Genomic DNA, 17,777 nt, shown 5'->3' on the forward strand with positions numbered 1-17,777 from the left:
GTTTACTGGTTTATTTCACTAGCTCTCCTTTAAATGCCTTTTGTAATAGGCTATTGAATAAATGATTGGAGCGTATACTTTCTTTTCCAAGAAGTTCTTTTTGCTGATTTATCAGTTTAAGCTTTTCTGTAAATGAGTCTTGTAGTTCTCGGTTTGGATAAATAATGGGGAAATCTTCTAGATGATCTTTATTTAGCTGCCTTTTATCAATTCCACCAACACAAATTCTCCTTATATATTCTCGGTATTGAATAGTCGTTAGAATATAAAGGACAAAATCACCATTAACACTTGTTTTTGGTCTCATGAAATAAACGTGCCCATTTACATTTGCGGAATTATCTTCTCCTCTGAACATTGCTGCTCTACCTAAACTACTATTCTCTGTATTGAACCTACCAGTTTTGGTCATTAGAATATCTCCCTTCTTTAAACTACTTCGTTTCATCTTTTGATGTGTCTCCTCATCTATATATGCAACATCTTCAAGAATCAACTTATTCCTCCAGACATTTTGACTTCTTAGAAAAAGAATTCCTTTTTCTACATACACTTCCTTACCTCCTTTCGGAGTATTTCCGCTCATTATTTTCGAGGTTATATCCTTCATTTTCTTCACCTCCCAGCCCTTCGGATTGGTCACCGGATCCCCAAACATATCCAGAAAGATGCTTTGGGCGAGTTCATCGTATTTGGCGAGAAGCTGTTTGGTTTTTTGGCGGTGGGCATCCGCTGCATCCAAAATGGCCGCTATCTTCTTTTGCGTCACTAAGGGAGGGAGGGGGATCTGAAGCTCTATTCCATATTGCTTTGCATTAATATTTGGTTGGGCAACAACATTTTGTTTACTGATAACCCAAGAGTTATACCCCGCAGATTTAGTGAAGTAATAAACATATTTTGGATTAGCAATAGACTGATTTATCCTAAACCGGATAAGATACCCTGCATAAACGCAATTTCCATAACTACTGTCATATAAAAACGTTTTGCCAACAGTTGCGCCAGATCGAGCGAACAATAAATCTCCATCTTGGAGAGAGTACTTTTCCCATTCAGATTTTGTCCCAGATGGCGCTTTCACCTCATTATTTAATGTCCCATTGTCTTTAATATCAGTTATACGAATATAGCGAGGCTTATCAACTGTAAAATCAATGGCAGAAAAGCCTCCACCGTATTCTCCCTTATTTAAAGAGATTTCACCAAGAGTTTTTTTCATCGTAATAACTCCTTTAATTTATCCAATAGGATACCCCTCTCCTCGTCAAGCTTCTCCATCTCCCCAATAATCACCTCCGGCTTTTCATATTCTACCTCCTCGTAGACAATTTCTTTATAGCGATTAATACTCAAGTCATAGTCGTTATCAGCTATTTCTGCCTTGGGTACCAAGAAACTTTGCTCAGTACGGGATCGGCTGGTTTCCTTCTTTCGATTTTGCCAGCGGTTTTGGATATCAGGGATATTGTTTTTGCTATGTGCTTCCTCAGTAGACTTCAGTCCATAGGGCACTTTTTCTTCCGCTGCTATCCCTAAACCTAGCACTGCGGCTATTTCTTCTTCTACTGTTTCATTTTTGCTTAGCAGCGGTGATCGCTTGTCATCTAAGCTAAAACCATCGGCTTGCATGTCATAAAACCATACCTGATCCGTACCTCCACTATTGGTCTTAGTAAATACCAATACGGCTGTACTTACTCCTGCGTAAGGCTTAAACACACCTGAAGGCATGGAGATTATGGCATCGAGTTTTTGGTCTTCGACCAGGGTTTTGCGCAATTCCTTGTGGGCCTTGGAAGAGCCGAAAAGTACGCCATCCGGTACAATCACCGCTGCTCTCCCACCTACCTTAAGCATCCGCAAGATCAGGGAGATAAAAAGTAATTCGGTCTTTTTGGTTTTGGTGGTGCTTAGCAGAGAACTTTCCACCACATCATAGTCCAAGCTTCCCTTAAAGGGTGGATTGGCTAAGATCAAGGAATATAGATTTGTCTGGTCCTCATTGGCCTCACTTAGTGCATCCTTGCCTATAAGGTTTGGGCTTTCGATGCCATGCAGTTGCAGGTTCATGGCCCCGATACGAAGCATGGTGGCATCAAACTCCACTCCGGTAAACATTTGATTGTGAAAATGCTTGCGAAAACCCGCATCCAGAAACCAATCGTCATGATTTTCATACAAGTACTCTGCTGCCGACACCAAGAACCCGGCAGTGCCCGATGAAGGATCACAGATCGTATCTTCCCTTTGTGGCTGCATCATGTCCACCATCATGCGGATAATATGTCGTGGCGTACGGAACTGTCCGTTGGTACCAGCCGTGGCAATTTTAGAAAGTAGGTACTCGTAAAGGTCTCCCTTGGTGTCTCTGTCCTGCATGTTGATTTTATCAATCATCTGCACCACTTGGTCCAGTAAGCGGGCTGTAGGGATCATAAAAGTGGCCCCTTTCATAAACTCCGCAAAAGCACCGGCCTTTTTATCCATTTGTTTCATGTGTTCAAAGACCGTCAAGCCATTGGCATCCGGACGCGTGAACAGGTTGAACATGGTTTCAGGATCCTTGTCTTTGAAATGGCTCCATCGGAAATCCTGTTGATCAGCTGAGAAAAACTCCAGCTTTTTATCTATTCCCATCTGATTGGCCTTTTTCTCCTCCAGTGTTTCCATCTCATCCAGCCTACGGATAAAGATGAGGTAAGTCAATTGTTCGATGACAGTCAATGGGTTGGCCACTCCTCCCGTCCAGAAGGAGTTCCATATTTTATCTACTTGTGATTTTAATTCTCCGGTGATCATTTGGTGTATTTAAGGCCTGATTCAGTTGTAATTTTTACAATAAAAATCAAGCCCAATGAAAAGTATTAAGTTAACAAAATCGAATTGAAGGTGGTGAAGATAGCAAAATGCAATAGCATTAGCCCAGCCAAAACCTTCAACCACCTAAAACTAAAGAATAATTTACTAAGTTGAAATTAAAGTTTTATTTACCATCTGGATATATGGCCTTCAGAAATTATTTAGCACAGGTATCGGAGGTATTAGTAGTCATTAATTTAAGAAAACCCAATGTCCAATATTGACTTTTTTTTTCATAGGTTATCAATCCTTTCAAAAGTGATTGAAACAGAAACATCCTTTCTTGAAATTGAATTTAATGGGGAATATAAGAGGGATAAAAATCATGTCCAGGGTAACTCTTATTTCTTGATTGCCAATGAGTAATTAATCCAAAAATCGAAAGTATATGCCTGAAATTTGTAGATTTAAGTTAAGGTAAGGATTTGAGAAGCACAACCTCCTACTTGACTCTAAATTGAAGAAAAGGTGAAATGGGACAACAAAGTTATTTAAACTAAAAAGTCAACTTTAAAAATTGCCCATGGAAAGGTTAGTTGCTATATTTAAGTAAAAAAAATGGATCTTGTGGAATTAATACAAATCGTAAGTCATATAGTATTGGTGGGCGCTGCTTTTCTCCAAACTATCATTATTTACCTTTCATATAAGTTTGCCAGGAATTTTTTGTCCGATCATAAATCTAAAGTAAAAGCGGAAAATCAAGAAAGATATGCATTTGAAATTATTACGATACTAATAAACTTGGAGGAGTTCTTGGAAAGTGTAATTTCTAATGAAATGTCTGATCAAGAAAAGTTAGAATTCAAAAATAATCGCTACAATATTTATGAAAGGGTAGACACTTTAATGCCATTTTATAAAAACTATTGGGTTATGAATAGATTTAAAGAGAAAAAAGGAGTAATTACCAAACTCTCACGACGATTCAAGGTTTACGTGAGTTTTTTGCAAGATCCTTTATTAAACGAATTGTATAATGGATACCTTGAAAATATTACAATTGTAATTAAGGAATATGAAACAGTATTACGAAAACAAGTCCAACTATATAATGAAACCTCAAATAAACAAACTTTAGCTACCAGTCTATGGTGTGACCAGTTTTTAAAAATAACTGAAAATCTTCCTAGGGACATAAATGACAGTGAAAATGCTTTACTAGATAAATTTTACATCCACTTCGAGGGTATTTCTGAATATTTGAGAAAATATATTAATTGATTACATCTTAAAAAGTTGATTTTAATAAAAAAATTACGGCCATTACTTTTGGGAATTTCTAATAAATCTCCCTCTGCCGAATTAGTGCACAGATTCAATCATTAGTCCTCGGAATTTAAGGATTTCAATTTGTTCATTGATAGTAGTGGGTCTCTTATCAAACATGATCAAAAATTAAGATAAAACCCTTAAAAAGCAAAAGACACACCCTGGGACGCTGTTCTACGGGTAGCGTGGTGTGTACTGTTAACACAAAGATACAGATAAATATTCTATATTCCAATTCCATCGAAAATGGTTAGATCTTTCACAGCCCAACCCTTTCACCCTTACCGAAATTTTCGGTTTATTAACCTGCAAATAAACACCGTGTGTTTAAGGGCATGGTACTGCCTAATTATAAACCAATCAATTTTCACCCCCTAAAACTGATGTTCTGTAATTTTCTTTCAATATTGCAAAAGGATTAAATTCCTCATCAATTAAATGAAAATGAAGCATGAAGCCATTAATTCAATTTTCACTTCTTTTATTATTATTTACAACATGGGGCTGCAATGGTCCTATGGGGATATCTACTGAGGAACTGGATAATTTTGAATCCAAATTGACTGCAGGGGAATTTTTCTGGCAGAGCAGGTACGGGAGCTATATCGACTTCCAATTTCAACCGGAAGGAACCGTATATGCCCTAATCAATGGTAAACCCGATTCACGATTGAGAGGTAATTGGTCATTTGACAGCAGCAGCGGTGAACTTCAAATTGCCTGGGAAGGGGGGAGACAGTATGCTTCGGTAATCAAGAAAATTGAAAATGACTGGGGCAAAATCACATTTACATCCAAAATTCATGAATATGGTGACAAAACCCTGACCCGGCTAAAACTTCTGGACGATAGGTTTAACAGCAAGGAGTGATCAGCCTCTTACAAAAGTCTTTGCAATTGCTGCACTTACCATCCCAAGTTCCGAAATCCTAAAATTATTCTGCAGAACTATCTTGGGCAGAAAACACCCTTTTCAATAATGCCGTTGTTCTTTCGGCTGGATTTTCTCGAATGGCTTTTTCTTCTTGGGCCACTAGCTTAAACAAACCCTGAATAGCCATTTGTGTCACATAAGCATTCAAATCAGGATCTAACTTGCGTGAGGTGGTAGGGAAAGCATTGTATCTATTGACCAAATCTCCATAATAACGTGTAGCGCCTACTTCATTTAGAGACTCCTGAACATGAGGCTGAAATAGAGCCGTTAATTCTTCAGTAGTGGTTCTTTGGAGGTATTGGGTGGCTGCATCATCTTCTCCTCTTAAAATATTCCAGGCATCTGTAATGGTCATTTGCTTGATGGCTGCAATAAAAATTGGCTTCGCTTCTTTGGCTGCATTTTCGGCACCTCTGTTAATGGTGGTGATCACCCGGTCTACTTGAGATCCCAAACCAATTTTCCTTAATGTTGATTCTACCCGTTGCACATCTTCGGGCAGGGCTATCCTTATCAGGTCATTCTTTAAAAAGCCATCTGTAGCAGATGCCAAATTAGCTCCTTCGGTCACGCCTTTAATGAGCGCTTCTTTAAGCCCATTGCCAACTTCATTTTCTGTAAGTGCTGATTCACTGGCAGCAGCTAAAAATTTATTGACTTCTGCTGCTGTACAGCCCACCAATGAAAAGACCAATAGTGCAAAGAATGTTTTAGATAGATATTTCATTTTATATTTTTTTTAATCTTCAAATATATAGACAACACTTCTTATTCTGAAGGCCGGCACCTAAGAAAGAGGTTAATTTTGGTTAAGGCAAAAATTCTTTAAACACCTTGCCCGCTATGCTAAGCAAAGATTCAATTTTCCCAACGGGTCATTATTTCTTGAATCAAGGTTTCTTGTCCTTTTTTACTTAAATGCCCATGGTCTATATAATTGGAAACATCTTTGGAGAAATCAAAGAATTCAGGATTATTGAAATTATAAAAATTCAACAGGCTCCCTCGATTGCTATTGGCACTTGAAAGAATATCCTTCCAATATTCATCCATTTTGTCTCTGTGAGCATTATATATCGGAAAAGGTACCGGGTGATAATAAACGAAAGTCCGTATGTTATTGGTTTGCAATAATTTCAATAGTTCTTCAAAATCTTTTCTTTGATCAGTCCTGATTTCAAACTCACTTACCTTCACATTGTCCACTTCTTCCAAAATTCTATTGGCCACATCCTCCACCTTAAATAGTGGTTCAAAAGAATTGCTCCCATGTGTATTATACTGATTTTTGGGATATTTGTTTGGCCAAAGGTTGAAATATCGGATAATAGCCAATCCATACACTCTTAATAAATTTACTGAGCCTAAAGCTTTCCAGTAGGTATCAGGATTCATATAGTCTGACTCATCTATGCCTACATTTGAGGTGACATAGGGATGGATACAAACAATGGCTTCTTCAATGTTTCCATTGTTATCGACCACATTGCTGGCCAAGGACAAGATATTGTTAATTCTTGCCCCCATAAGGCTTAGATTATAATAGTTTTTATCCTGAATATGATCGGGGTTTAAGTTGGCAGAAAGCGAGGGACCTAAGATCATCCCTTCAAAGTTTTGTGGTACAAACTCGAAAGTCATCAGGTACTTTGAAAACCTCTCTTCTCCATAAACCCGCACCTGCTCTTTGCTCTTAAAACCAAACAACCCAAAAACATCCAAAAACACATTGAGAAGCCCGAAGCCCAACATGGCTCCTGCAATACAAAGGAGTAAAACCTGAAGGTATTTCTTGAATTGTTTTTCCATAGATTAAAAGTCAAAATACAAAAAGTCATTCTTAACAATGGAGTTTAGGTAAATCGCATTGAGTAAAAACAACAAGATATTTAATATTAAATAAGTGAACGTAGGCTTCAGTCTTCTACCTAATTCTATGGCATTGGGCATAAAGAGCAATACCACACCGGCTATCCATACAGGTAAGTCATAAAAATTACTTACGAGGTAAAACCCCTCCTCACCAGACATCCTGAAAAACATGCGCTGTAACATTTCTATGGAGCCATTCCAAGATTCTGCCCTAAAAAACACCCAGGTGATGTTCACAAACATAAAGGTGAGCAAAAGTGCCAAAACCTTGGGTAAGTTCAATCCCAACTTGGTCCACTCTCTGTGAATTACAAGCGCTATTCCATGCAAAAACCCCCAGAAAATAAACGTCCATCCGGCACCATGCCAGATACCTCCAAGCAAAAAAGTAATGATCAGGTTGATGCTTGTTCTCAAATTCCCATTTTTATTTCCTCCCAAAGGGATATAGACATAATCCCTGAGAAATCGGCTTAAGGTCATGTGCCAATTCCTCCAAAACTCCTTAATACTTAATGATTTGTAGGGAGAATTAAAGTTTTGAGGAAGCCGAATATTAAACAAAAGCCCTAGCCCTATGGCCATGGCTGAATAACCACTAAAATCAAAATAAAGTTGTAAGGAATAAGCCAAAGAAGAGGCCCAGGCTTCTGCCGATCCTAAAGAATTAATATTGGCATATCCTTTGTTAGCTATAAGAGCAAAGCTGTCAGCGATTACGATCTTCTTTGCCAGCCCCATCATGAAAATAAACAAACCTCTGGACAGGTTGTCGTAATTGATTTTAGTAAGATTAGGCTTCCTAAACTGCCCCATCATTTCAGAATGGTGCACAATAGGCCCGGCTATCAATTGAGGAAAAAAAGAGACAAATAACCCGTAGGAAAATAAACTTTTCTCCTTCGGCGTTCCTTTATAACTATCTACCAAATAGGCAATTTGCTGGAAAGTATAAAAGGATATACCCAGCGGAAGAACGAGGTTTAGATAACCAACAGAGAGGTCGGGAATAAAATTAAGGTTGTAAATGAGGAAGTCAGTGTATTTGAAAAACACAATGCCTAATAAATTGACAGTTATGCCAAATACTAGTGTTTTTTTCTTTCCAGGGTAAATTCTTTTGGAGATAAAATAGTTGAATCCTATGGAAAAGAGAATCAGCGCCAAGTAAGCGGGATTCCACCAACCATAGAAAAATAACGAACAGCTAAGGAGCCAGATACCCGTGAAAGGTGATTTTAGCTTAGGGCCGAAAAAATAAAAAACTAAAAGGGTGACAGGCAGAAAGCCTAGTAGAAATTCAAAAGAATTAAATAACATTTTATTTTAAGTTCAGCTAAAAAATTTAATATTAACATATCCTTAATAGGCAAATAAGCGAAATGAAAATAAATACCCATCGAAAAGGTTGATTAATTCTTATAAAAAATTAAAGAAAACCTATCTATGGTTGATTTCAAATTTTCAGAAAATTTCATGCTGATTAATATTTTACCTAAAAGTAAATTTACGGAAATGTGATGATTTCACGAAACATAATACCTGAAAATATACTTCTTCTATTTAAAACTCTTTTTCCACTAAAATTTTTAACTATTTAACTTAAAATTGTAATAAAGATACCCATGCAACTCTCCTTCCAAAAATCCTTTTACGCACTTGCTTTTGTATTTCTCCTTTTGTTTGCCATGGTTACGGCCAAGAGTGTGTTAATATCTTTATGCTTTGCCTTATTACTATCATTTATCCTTCATCCACTGCATAACTTTTTGATGCGTAAAGGTGTCCCATTAATTCTAGCGGCATTTTTGGTTTTGATCACTTTTTTCTTGATTATAATTGGAGTGTTTACATTCTTTTCTGCAGAGATTATCTCACTTTCAGATGAGCTGAGCAATTTCAGAGATAAGTTGATGACCTTGTTCACTGATTCTATAGTCTATTTAAATGAAAATGTAAGTTTTCTAGGGAATCTGGAAAAAGAAAAAATTCTATCTGATGCTAAATCTTGGGCTAAAAGTGGCGCAACAGACCTCATAGGCACTACCTTCAGCAGTACCACTAGCTTTTTTACAGGCCTGTTTACCACAATCATTTACTGCTTTTTATTTTTGATATATAAGGATGGCTTGGTAAATGCATTTACTCGTTTTGCTCCTGATGACAAAGAGTCAGAATACCTTCATATGCTTAAAAAGATCCAGCTCGTTGGCCAAAAATACCTATCAGGAATGCTTACCTTAATCCTTATTCTAGGCTTTGCCAATAGCATTGGGTTATGGATCATAGGCCTTGACAATCCATTCCTCTTTGGTTTTTTAGCAGCCTCTCTTTCCATAATTCCTTACGTAGGAACCACCCTCGGCGCAAGTATACCAGTACTTTATGCCTTTATGTCTAAAGATGAGCTATGGGTACCTTTAGCCGTTGGGCTTATGTTCTGGCTTATTCAAGTCATAGAAAGTAATTTTCTAAGTCCTAAAGTGGTAGGGAACAGCGTGAATATAAACGCCCTTGCAGCCATTCTAAGTTTAATCGTTGGAGCATCCGTATGGGGCGTGGCTGGGATGATACTATTTTTGCCCTTTGCTGCCATGCTAAAAGTTGTTTGTGATCATTACGAGCCACTTAAACCCTTCGGCATGTTACTTGGCGACGATCAATTCAACGAAAACGAAAAGAATTCCAATTCTTGGTTTAAAAAAGTGAAAGAAATGTTTTAGGCTAGCCCAGAAAATTTGGGTGAAAAGATAGCAATCCTATCAAAACCTGAAATATTAGGTTTTGATAGGGTTGCTTGTGGCTCTCCTAGCTTTAAAGCTAAAGCTTATTTTTGTTCAGAAAGGTAAGTTATCAAAGAAGCAAATTCCTCATAGGACAATGCATTGGCCAAACCTTCCGGCATCATAGAATTTTCCAATTCCTTTCTATCTTTAATATTTTCCGTCAAAATAGTAAAAGCCTGTCCGGCAATATTTCGGATCACTATCCTTTCGGCACTTTCAGCAGTAACAAATCCAACATAGGATTTATCGTCTTTGGTATCTACCATTACGGTAGCAAAACCCTGAGATATCGAAGCATTGGGTTTTAAAATAGACTCAGCAATTTGCTCTCTACTCATAATACTGCCTATTTGCCCCATAAAAGGCCCTTTCATGGCTTCATCGGCTGATATACTGTGACAGGCTTTACATCCTTGTTTTTGGAAGATTGCTTTTCCTTTTATTGGGTCACCTTTCACCTCTTGCATGGCCAAAAGGATATCTTCTATAGAGGATTCTCCCACCTGGCCTTTTTGATTCTTAATTTTTTCCAAGTCAACTTCTGGTTCCTCAATCGTTTCTGTGACAGAAAAATCTCCACCAAATGCTGTAATTCCCATTCGGTTTTTTTCGTTGAGCATTGCAATTACATCCCGATCGCTTGAGGTCCCATTGTCCCAAATATTTTCAAACAGCTCCTTAATTTGTGCCGATCAGGACCATAGTACTGATTTATAATACGGCCCATGGGTATCTGGTCTCGTGCCCCACCACCAAGAACCATCATAAGGAGCTTCTTTGGTATAAAGTCTCGCCAATGTGGTTAGGATACCTTGTTTTAACTCTAGATCTTCTGTTCCGGCACCATTATATTTGGCAATCAGCCCTTCTATTGCAGCATTGGAGTGCATATAGCGCAAGGCCCAAAGGCCTAATTTTGAATTCTCTGTACCCACAGCATTCAAACTCTCCTTATCAGCATCTAAGGCTACTAAGGCTCTCACCGCCAAGTGAGGTAAAATAATTTCCGAGTTCGGTGTGGCATGTGGTCCCTCTTCGCCGAATGCCGGTGCTCGAAATGAATCAGGTACTTCAGTTTTCAATAAATGAGGAATGGCAGCTTTGTCTCCTATCCTACCCAAAGCGATAAGTGCAGCAGCTTTTACCCTTACTGAAGGCTCATTCAAAGCCTCAACAAATGGGGCGATGGACAAACTACTTAAAAATGCTTTTCGGTCAGTGATTGCCCGTATAACGTACTCTTTAATGGCTGAGTCATTCATCAATTCCAATAATTGAGGAACTGCCTCTTCTCCGAGAATTTGACTATAGGCATACATGGCTGCTACTCTCGAATAATCCGGTGCATCAGCATCAGTAACTAAATCCCAGGCTTCAGAAGCTGCATCTTGGCTACCTCTTTTGATTAACTCTTGCTGGGCATAAATTCTAATGGTAGCGCTATTTTCCAATAACAAATCCACCAGGTCATCAATATCAGCTGAAGAAAGGTCAGGCATTTCACTGTATTCCAAAACCTTTGGAACAATTCTTACGACATAACCTTTATTTTCATTTCCCGAATATCCGGCTCCATCCCAAGCAGCCATAAACATTCTTCCGGAACCATCTATGTCTAAATCGGTGACCTGAGGGAGTTTAAAAAACGGCGTTTCTTCTTGAACATAAGATGGACCATCTTCTGTCACTTTGTGTATAAACACTTGACTTCTGCCCCAATCCGCCATCAATGGATTGTTGTCATATTGGGCGGGCCATCGGTCGTCTTGTAAGTACAAAGAACCGGTTCCTGAGCCACCTCCTACATCAATTAATGCGGGAATAATTTCTTCTGTGAAGTTTTTAAACAATACCGGGTAACCATATTCACCGGACTGGATCTGATGGATAAAACGTATGTTCCAGCCTCCACCATCATTGGTATTACCACGTGTAAACATATTCATGTAAGGATCGATGGCAACATCATAAATATTTCTAAGTCCATGTGTATATATTTCCATTTCAGTACCATCCGGACGTACCCTGAGGATCCCTCCTCCGAGCATGGTCAATTCAGTGCCGTCTCTATCTACTGCACCGTGAAATCCAAAATCCCCAACTGCTATATATATCCAGCCATCTATCCCTAAACGAATCCCATTCGTGGCATGATCCGTTCCTCTACTCTGAAGGAATTTAGGTGAGCTGATATGCTGGATTAAAGGCTGAGAAGGGCCATCTGCGACACCATTTCCATCCTTATCCTCAAAAACAACAAGATCCATACCGGTGGCCAAACTGTCGGCCTCAGAAAACACAGTATGCAAAACATACAATTTATCTCCTAAAGAGATTATTCCTCTGGGATTATCCACCTCAGCAAAAACGGTATGGGAATCTGCTTGTCCATCATTGTCATGGTCTATTAATTTGACTATCCTTCCTTTACCTGGCGTTTTCCCTAGGGAACCTATGGCATCTACACCTACATAAACCTCTCCGTAAGGCGAAACTGCAAGACATGCAGGGCTTGGTGTTATGTCCGGCCCTGAAAAAGCCTGAACTGCTAAGTCCTCAGGCCATTCCAAGGATTGGCTCAGTGAGTCTAGCGAGGGTGAAGTTTGAGACTCAATAATTTCAACCTTTTTTTCAGGCTTACAGGCTAAAAAAGCAAGGATTAATGGTATTAATAACAGGTTTTTTTTCATTGGGTTAGATTTAGTAGAAAAAGTAAAATTATATAAAAAGCAAAACCCATCCAATAGAATGGATGGGCTTTGTGTTAAAAACACATTTAAATTTATCGATCAGCTAGGTTGGATGGATTGATTAAAGGTGCAAACCGCACTCAGTCTTCGGGCTATTGTTCCACCTTCCACTTCTATCTTCTCCGGGAACTGTGCAATGTTTACACCCAATGGAGTGGTAGCCAAATGCGATTAGGGGATGAAAAGGTAATTTATGTTTATTGATATAATCATCTCTTTCTTCCTCGGTCACATCCAGTAAAGGGTAAAACTTTAGAATCCCTCCACGATCTTCAAAGATATCCAAAGTAGCCCTGTGATCACTTTGCCAACTCATTAGACCTGAAACCCAAACAGAAAACCGTTGCTTGATTAACTCAAGGGGCTTCACTTTATTAATAGAACAACATAATTCAGGGTCAGTTTTCCACGTCTGATTTTTACTGGTAAATGCATGGTCTTCTTTTCCTGCACTGACAGATTCTACATTCAATCCATATAATTCTGTCAACTTTTCCCGGTATTCCAAAGTTTCAGGAAAATGATACCCTGTATCAATAAAATATATTTTTTGCGCTGAATTGCTTTTGGAGAATACACTTAACAATAAAGCAGAAGTTGCCGCAAAGGAACTTGTGAGCATCACATCCTTGGGGTCAAAATCCTTATACAACTGCTTAACACGTTCTTCTACTGATAAATCTCTGTATTTATCATTCAGAGATTTAATTTCTTCCTTAGAATAAACTTTTTTTGATATAGTGGACTCCTGCATACCAGATGCTTTTATTTATTATTCTACAAAACCTACCAATTTGGTATGGTATTAAATTTTCGTAAAAATAGTGATTAATATCTAAAAAACAATACCCTTACTTTTTTATGCGAAAAAGCACTAAGAGGCAATCTTTAAAGCAAAACTTTTTTTACTTACCCATACAAGAAAGGTGACCATTAAGCCAACGAAAGCCATCAAGGCAAAAGACATTTTCAAGTCTGTCCATTCTGCAATAAACCCTATTAAGGGAGGGCCTAGCAAGAACCCAAAAAAGGAAATGGTAGAAACCATAGCAATGGCCATTCCAGTAGGAAGAGAAGTTGCGTTTGCAGCAAGGCTAAAACACAACGGCACAATGGCAGCAGTACCTAAACCAACCATCAAAAACCCAACAATAACTACTCCAACCTGCGCAAAAGCAATTGACAAAATTAACCCTGTAAAAATCAAAAGGCCGGAACCCATTAGGACATTCATCATACCAAATCGATGCGACAATTTATCTGCAGCAAACCTACCTAAGGCCATGGCCCCCATATAGGATATATATCCTGTGGGGACCAAGTAAGCAGGTGCTAGCACCACTTTATTCATGTATACACCGGACCAATCAAACATGCACCCTTCACACATCATCCCACAAAAACCAATCATTCCCAATTTTACTAAAGTTTGATCTGGTTTTTTCCAAACCATTCCCTTAACGGAGCTTGATTTATCATCTATTTCCTGAACAAATCCTTTTCTGAAGGAAAAAACAACTACGATTCCAAGCAAAAATATAATAGAATAATGATGAAAAGGAGATAATGACAAATAAACCATGAGCCCTCCAACTCCTGCCCCGGCAAAACCAGCCAAACTCCACAAGCCATGCAAAGAACCTAAAATATTTCTCCCATAATCTTTCTCAAGGTTTAAAGCCTGTGTATTTAAGGAAATATTCATCATATTACCCAACATACCAAAGATGAAGACCATGACGGTTAAAAAAAAGGCATCCATAGAAACCCCTATACCTACCAGTACCAATATATACAGTGAAAGGCCCACCATTATCACCAGCTTGCTCCCAAATTTAATCACAGCCCAGGTAGCTAGAGGTAAAGCAAGTAATGAGCCTAAAGGAAGACCTAACAGGACAGAGCCTAATTGCCCTTCACTTAACATAAACTTTTGTTGAAAATCAGGGATTCTAGAAGCCCATGAGGAAAAACACAATCCTGTAAGGAAAAAGAAAGCACCTGCTGAAATCCTTCTTGTTTTTAATTGCACCATTGATTTTTTAATAATTCACAAAGGTAAGACAGTAAGCCTATGAATAACAAAAATCATTTTTAACTTTTTGTGAACAATTCGACAAACTATAATGGCAACTTTTGAGTTATTTAAAATTAAATGGCATTCCATTGAATTGCTGAGATTATCCCACGAATTTCAATAGTTGTCCATTCAAATATAAAAAGACATAGACACTATGGAATTCGTAATTGCAGGAACCACAATCGCACTCGCTATTCTTTTAATAAGAACAATTATCAAAAAAGTTTTCGATTGATACCTATGGATTTCAATTTCAACATGCGTAATATTGTTAAAAAAGATCAGCCTGTGAAAATAACCAATCTTTTTTGGTCATGAATAAAAAAAAGGAAATTGTTTCTCTTACCTTTTTTAAATACCCCAAAAGAAATCGTTGGTGGGCATTCAATCAAATGCAGTTGGCCATCTCACCATTAAAGAAAGTCCAAGGAAAGAAATTCTTTAAATTGATGGGGACCGGGGGAGGATTTGGCTTCTCACTTAAGCCGGACTTTTCCACTTATGCTTTACTGATGGTTTGGGAGGACGCCGAAGCTGCCAGAAGCTTTTATTTATCTGAAGCGTATCTTAGGTTTAACCAACAGTGCATTAGTAACTTCACCTATTGGATGCGTTGTATCCAAAGTCACGGAACCTGGTATGGTAAAAAACCTTTCAAACCTAGCCATGAAAAAACTAAGGGGCCAATTATGGTTATCACCAGAGCTCGTGTGAAACTGCACAAAGTTTTTCGATTTTTGAAATACATCCCTAATACTAGCCGATCTGCAGAAAAAGCATCCGGACTAATCTTTACAAAGGGGATAGGAGAATGGCCTATAATAGAACAAGCTACTTTCAGCTATTGGAACAGTCAAGCGCAAATGGAGGACTATGCTTATGGAACTGCACATAAGGAGGTCATCAAAAAAGTAAAAAATGAGAAATGGTATAGGGAAGAACTTTTTGCGAGATTTATACCTATTGACATTAACAAAATCCCGGAAACCAAGCCATGAAGATTACCAAAACCAGATTGGCACCAACCCCTAGTGGATACCTTCATATAGGGAATGTACTTTCATTCCTTATTACTGCCAGCTTGGCTAAAAAGCATGCCGCTAAAATACTACTTCGAATAGATGATTTGGATCAAAAGCGTGTGCGAATGGAATACATTCAGGATATTTTTGATACACTAGACTTTCTGGAAATCCCCTATGATGAGGGTCCCAAGAGCAGCAAGGAATTTATTCAAGATTATTCTCAGCTCAATCGGCTACCTATTTATAAGGAATACATTAACGAATTGAAAGAAAAAAAACTGGTCTTTACCTGTAATTGCTCAAGAAAAACCCTCTTAAAAAAACATCCCAAGAGATTTTATACGGGGACTTGCCTTCAACGAGACTTACCATGGAGTAAAAACCAAACTGCTCTTAGGTTAATAACCAATTTAACCCAAACAGTTAATATCAATCATTATACTGAAAATCAACAAGTCCATCAACTCCCGAATGCTATGGATTTTTTTGTAATCCAAAAAAAGGATACCTATCCAAGTTATCAATTGGCATCTTTGGTAGATGATATTTATTTTGATGTGGATTTTATAGTTAGAGGAACAGACCTATGGGATTCTACCCTTGCTCAGGTTTACCTTTCAAATCAATTGCTACGGCAGCAGACTTTTGATCAGACGGTTTTCTACCATCATCAATTGTATAAAGAAGAAGGAAAAAAACTATCCAAATCCAATGGAAGTTATTCTATTCGTCAAATGATCAAAGCCGGGGTAAAAAAAGAAGGCATATACCGAACAATAGGCCATTATTTGAACTTGCCTCAGGAAACAACGAATCTAGAAGAATTTTCAAGTCAATTCCTTCTTCTTATGAATCAATCATCAAAATCGGGTATCGTCAACAGTTCGCCACCTTTTAAAGCAGACTGATGCGCCACAATACCGGGAACTGTATAAGCGATGGCTTCATATATATTTATTTTGGGCATACGCTCTTCCACTATGGGTTGGATAAATTCATGGGTAAGAAAGGTTTGAGAGCCATCGTATCCACTGTTACGCTCATTTTCTCAGGAAGCATATCGGTTTCCCACCACTTGGTAACTTCATAAGGTGCTACTTTATTTATTGTATGTTCAAAACCGGCATTATCCTTCCCCATCTCCGATGCATTGGTGACCATTGTTGGCTCCGAGGAATGACCTGTAGGTAGGTAGAAGCTCATCTTTTCACCCCGCCACTCAGCTCGCTCTGCATTTCTTAGTGCTCCTTTCCAGTTCACCTCCACCCTAAATGGATGTCCTTGATCGGTTTGAAAAAAAACAGTTTCATTCCAAAATGGATTGTTATATGGGTAATTTCCAATAAGCCTTTCCCATACCCAAGGCAACTTACTTTTTTTTAATTTTTCACCTGTAACACTTACCAATAATGCTGTACAGTGTGTGGGATAATTCATGGGTGCCAACCCATGTCGCCAAGTAGGTTTGCCATTTTCAAACCAAAGAACTTCCAATCCCGGATGATTATATTCTGCTGCAGCGCTAAATATCTCGCCAAAACGACCTTCTTCATAAAATTTTCTAACAGTAATGGTCCCTTGCATGTACACACTGGTTTCTGCCATCATAAAGTTTTTCCCTGTACTTAAAACAGCCTTTTTATTTCCCGGCATTCCTGAATGGTCATTCCCAATGGAACGGCGCACAACACATGTTTACCGGCCTTCAAACTGGCTAGGGTATGCTTGGCATGATCTGAAGCAGGCGTTGCCAGAAAAACTGCATCAATATTGGGGTCCTTTAAGAGTAAATCAAGGGCATTGTATGCCTTATCACAACTGTAAGTTTTCTTTAAATGACTTCTTCTATCCTCCCGAAGGTCACTAACGGCTTCTACAATACAGTTTGGGTGTTCATGAAATTGAAATGAGGCGCCAAACCTTCCTCCCACTATTCCGATACGTATTTTCTTAGTGGCTAACAAGTCGGTTGAAAATGCATGAAAGACTCAAGCTTGTCAAGCCGGTATAAGGCCTGTTTTTTATATAAAATGTCTTCTTTTCACGGTGTTAGTTAGTAATAGTAAATAAAATTAAAATATAGCTATCAATCTGAAATGCATAAGAAGGAATAATTACCTCTTAATGGAAGAACAACCCATACCATTGCATTTCAACAACCGAAACACTAACTTAAGTAAATATTGAATTCTT

General features: G+C 38.3%; 14 protein-coding genes and 1 pseudogene. 5 read left to right on the forward strand and 10 right to left on the reverse strand.

Annotation, left to right across the window (positions count from 1 at the left end):
* Nucleotides 1–10: 10 nt before the first annotated feature.
* Together ACYVHJ_RS05020 and ACYVHJ_RS05025 are read right to left on the reverse strand one after the other, a co-directional pair.
* The gene (locus ACYVHJ_RS05020) at nt 11–1,222 is read right to left on the reverse strand and encodes a restriction endonuclease subunit S (protein WP_460513122.1); all 1,212 of its coding nucleotides are present in this window, start codon (nt 1,220–1,222) and stop codon (nt 11–13) included.
* Nucleotides 1,219–2,802 carry a type I restriction-modification system subunit M gene (locus tag ACYVHJ_RS05025; RefSeq protein ID WP_460513124.1) on the reverse strand — a complete coding sequence of 528 codons (1,584 nt, stop codon included), beginning with the start codon at nt 2,800–2,802 and terminating at the stop codon, nt 1,219–1,221. Before ACYVHJ_RS05025 ends, ACYVHJ_RS05020 begins: the two co-directional genes overlap by 4 nt.
* 618 nt (nt 2,803–3,420) lie before the next feature.
* On the opposite strand from ACYVHJ_RS05025, the gene ACYVHJ_RS05030 reads away from it, so the two are divergent.
* Both ACYVHJ_RS05030 and ACYVHJ_RS05035 read left to right on the forward strand, forming a co-directional pair.
* Complete coding sequence (locus ACYVHJ_RS05030; RefSeq protein ID WP_460513126.1) at nt 3,421–4,086, forward strand: hypothetical protein; 666 nt, start codon at nt 3,421–3,423, stop codon at nt 4,084–4,086.
* A gap of 499 nt (nt 4,087–4,585) precedes the next feature.
* Nucleotides 4,586–5,005, forward strand: coding sequence for a hypothetical protein (locus tag ACYVHJ_RS05035; RefSeq protein WP_460513128.1), 420 nt, complete (start codon nt 4,586–4,588; stop codon nt 5,003–5,005).
* 64 nt (nt 5,006–5,069) lie between these two features.
* On the opposite strand, the gene ACYVHJ_RS05040 is transcribed toward ACYVHJ_RS05035, so the two are convergent.
* The 3 genes from ACYVHJ_RS05040 to ACYVHJ_RS05050 form a co-directional block, all read right to left on the reverse strand.
* Nucleotides 5,070–5,798, reverse strand: a complete 729-nt coding sequence (locus ACYVHJ_RS05040) for a DUF4197 domain-containing protein (protein WP_460513130.1) — start codon at nt 5,796–5,798, stop codon at nt 5,070–5,072.
* A 131-nt stretch (nt 5,799–5,929) separates the two neighbouring features.
* A complete protein-coding gene (locus ACYVHJ_RS05045) occupies nt 5,930–6,880 on the reverse strand; it encodes a hypothetical protein (protein ID WP_460513132.1) in 951 nt (316 codons plus the stop codon).
* A gap of 3 nt (nt 6,881–6,883) precedes the next feature.
* Complete coding sequence (locus ACYVHJ_RS05050; RefSeq protein WP_460513134.1) at nt 6,884–8,263, reverse strand: MBOAT family O-acyltransferase; 1,380 nt, start codon at nt 8,261–8,263, stop codon at nt 6,884–6,886.
* Between the two features lie 305 nt (nt 8,264–8,568).
* On the opposite strand from ACYVHJ_RS05050, the gene ACYVHJ_RS05055 reads away from it, so the two are divergent.
* Complete coding sequence (locus ACYVHJ_RS05055) at nt 8,569–9,666, forward strand: AI-2E family transporter (RefSeq protein ID WP_460513136.1); 1,098 nt, start codon at nt 8,569–8,571, stop codon at nt 9,664–9,666.
* A 104-nt stretch (nt 9,667–9,770) separates the two neighbouring features.
* Here ACYVHJ_RS05055 and ACYVHJ_RS05060 read toward each other — a convergent pair.
* The 3 genes and pseudogenes from ACYVHJ_RS05060 to ACYVHJ_RS05070 all read right to left on the reverse strand — a co-directional run bounded on the left by ACYVHJ_RS05060 (nt 9,771) and on the right by ACYVHJ_RS05070 (nt 14,514).
* Nucleotides 9,771–12,419, reverse strand: a pseudogene (locus ACYVHJ_RS05060) (DUF7133 domain-containing protein).
* A 121-nt stretch (nt 12,420–12,540) separates the two neighbouring features.
* Nucleotides 12,541–13,233 carry an adenine nucleotide alpha hydrolase family protein gene (locus ACYVHJ_RS05065; protein WP_460513138.1) on the reverse strand — a complete coding sequence of 231 codons (693 nt, stop codon included), beginning with the start codon at nt 13,231–13,233 and terminating at the stop codon, nt 12,541–12,543.
* 120 nt (nt 13,234–13,353) lie between these two features.
* Nucleotides 13,354–14,514 carry an MFS transporter gene (locus tag ACYVHJ_RS05070; protein ID WP_460513140.1) on the reverse strand — a complete coding sequence of 387 codons (1,161 nt, stop codon included), beginning with the start codon at nt 14,512–14,514 and terminating at the stop codon, nt 13,354–13,356.
* Between the two features lie 359 nt (nt 14,515–14,873).
* On the opposite strand from ACYVHJ_RS05070, the gene ACYVHJ_RS05075 reads away from it, so the two are divergent.
* Both ACYVHJ_RS05075 and ACYVHJ_RS05080 read left to right on the forward strand, forming a co-directional pair.
* Nucleotides 14,874–15,557 carry a spheroidene monooxygenase gene (locus ACYVHJ_RS05075; protein WP_460513142.1) on the forward strand — a complete coding sequence of 228 codons (684 nt, stop codon included), beginning with the start codon at nt 14,874–14,876 and terminating at the stop codon, nt 15,555–15,557.
* Complete coding sequence (locus ACYVHJ_RS05080) at nt 15,554–16,492, forward strand: glutamate--tRNA ligase family protein (protein WP_460513144.1); 939 nt, start codon at nt 15,554–15,556, stop codon at nt 16,490–16,492. Before ACYVHJ_RS05075 ends, ACYVHJ_RS05080 begins: the two co-directional genes overlap by 4 nt.
* Nucleotides 16,493–16,562: 70 nt before the next feature.
* Here the strand turns inward: ACYVHJ_RS05080 and ACYVHJ_RS05085 are convergent, their stop codons facing one another.
* A complete protein-coding gene (locus ACYVHJ_RS05085) occupies nt 16,563–17,270 on the reverse strand; it encodes a Gfo/Idh/MocA family oxidoreductase (protein ID WP_460513146.1) in 708 nt (235 codons plus the stop codon).
* Nucleotides 17,210–17,548: a Gfo/Idh/MocA family protein gene (locus ACYVHJ_RS05090; RefSeq protein ID WP_460513149.1), complete on the reverse strand. Its 339-nt coding sequence runs from the start codon at nt 17,546–17,548 to the stop codon at nt 17,210–17,212. The genes ACYVHJ_RS05085 and ACYVHJ_RS05090 overlap by 61 nt, the downstream gene beginning before the upstream one ends.
* Nucleotides 17,549–17,777 lie beyond the last annotated feature (229 nt).

Source organism: Cyclobacterium sediminis (genome assembly GCF_054781075.1).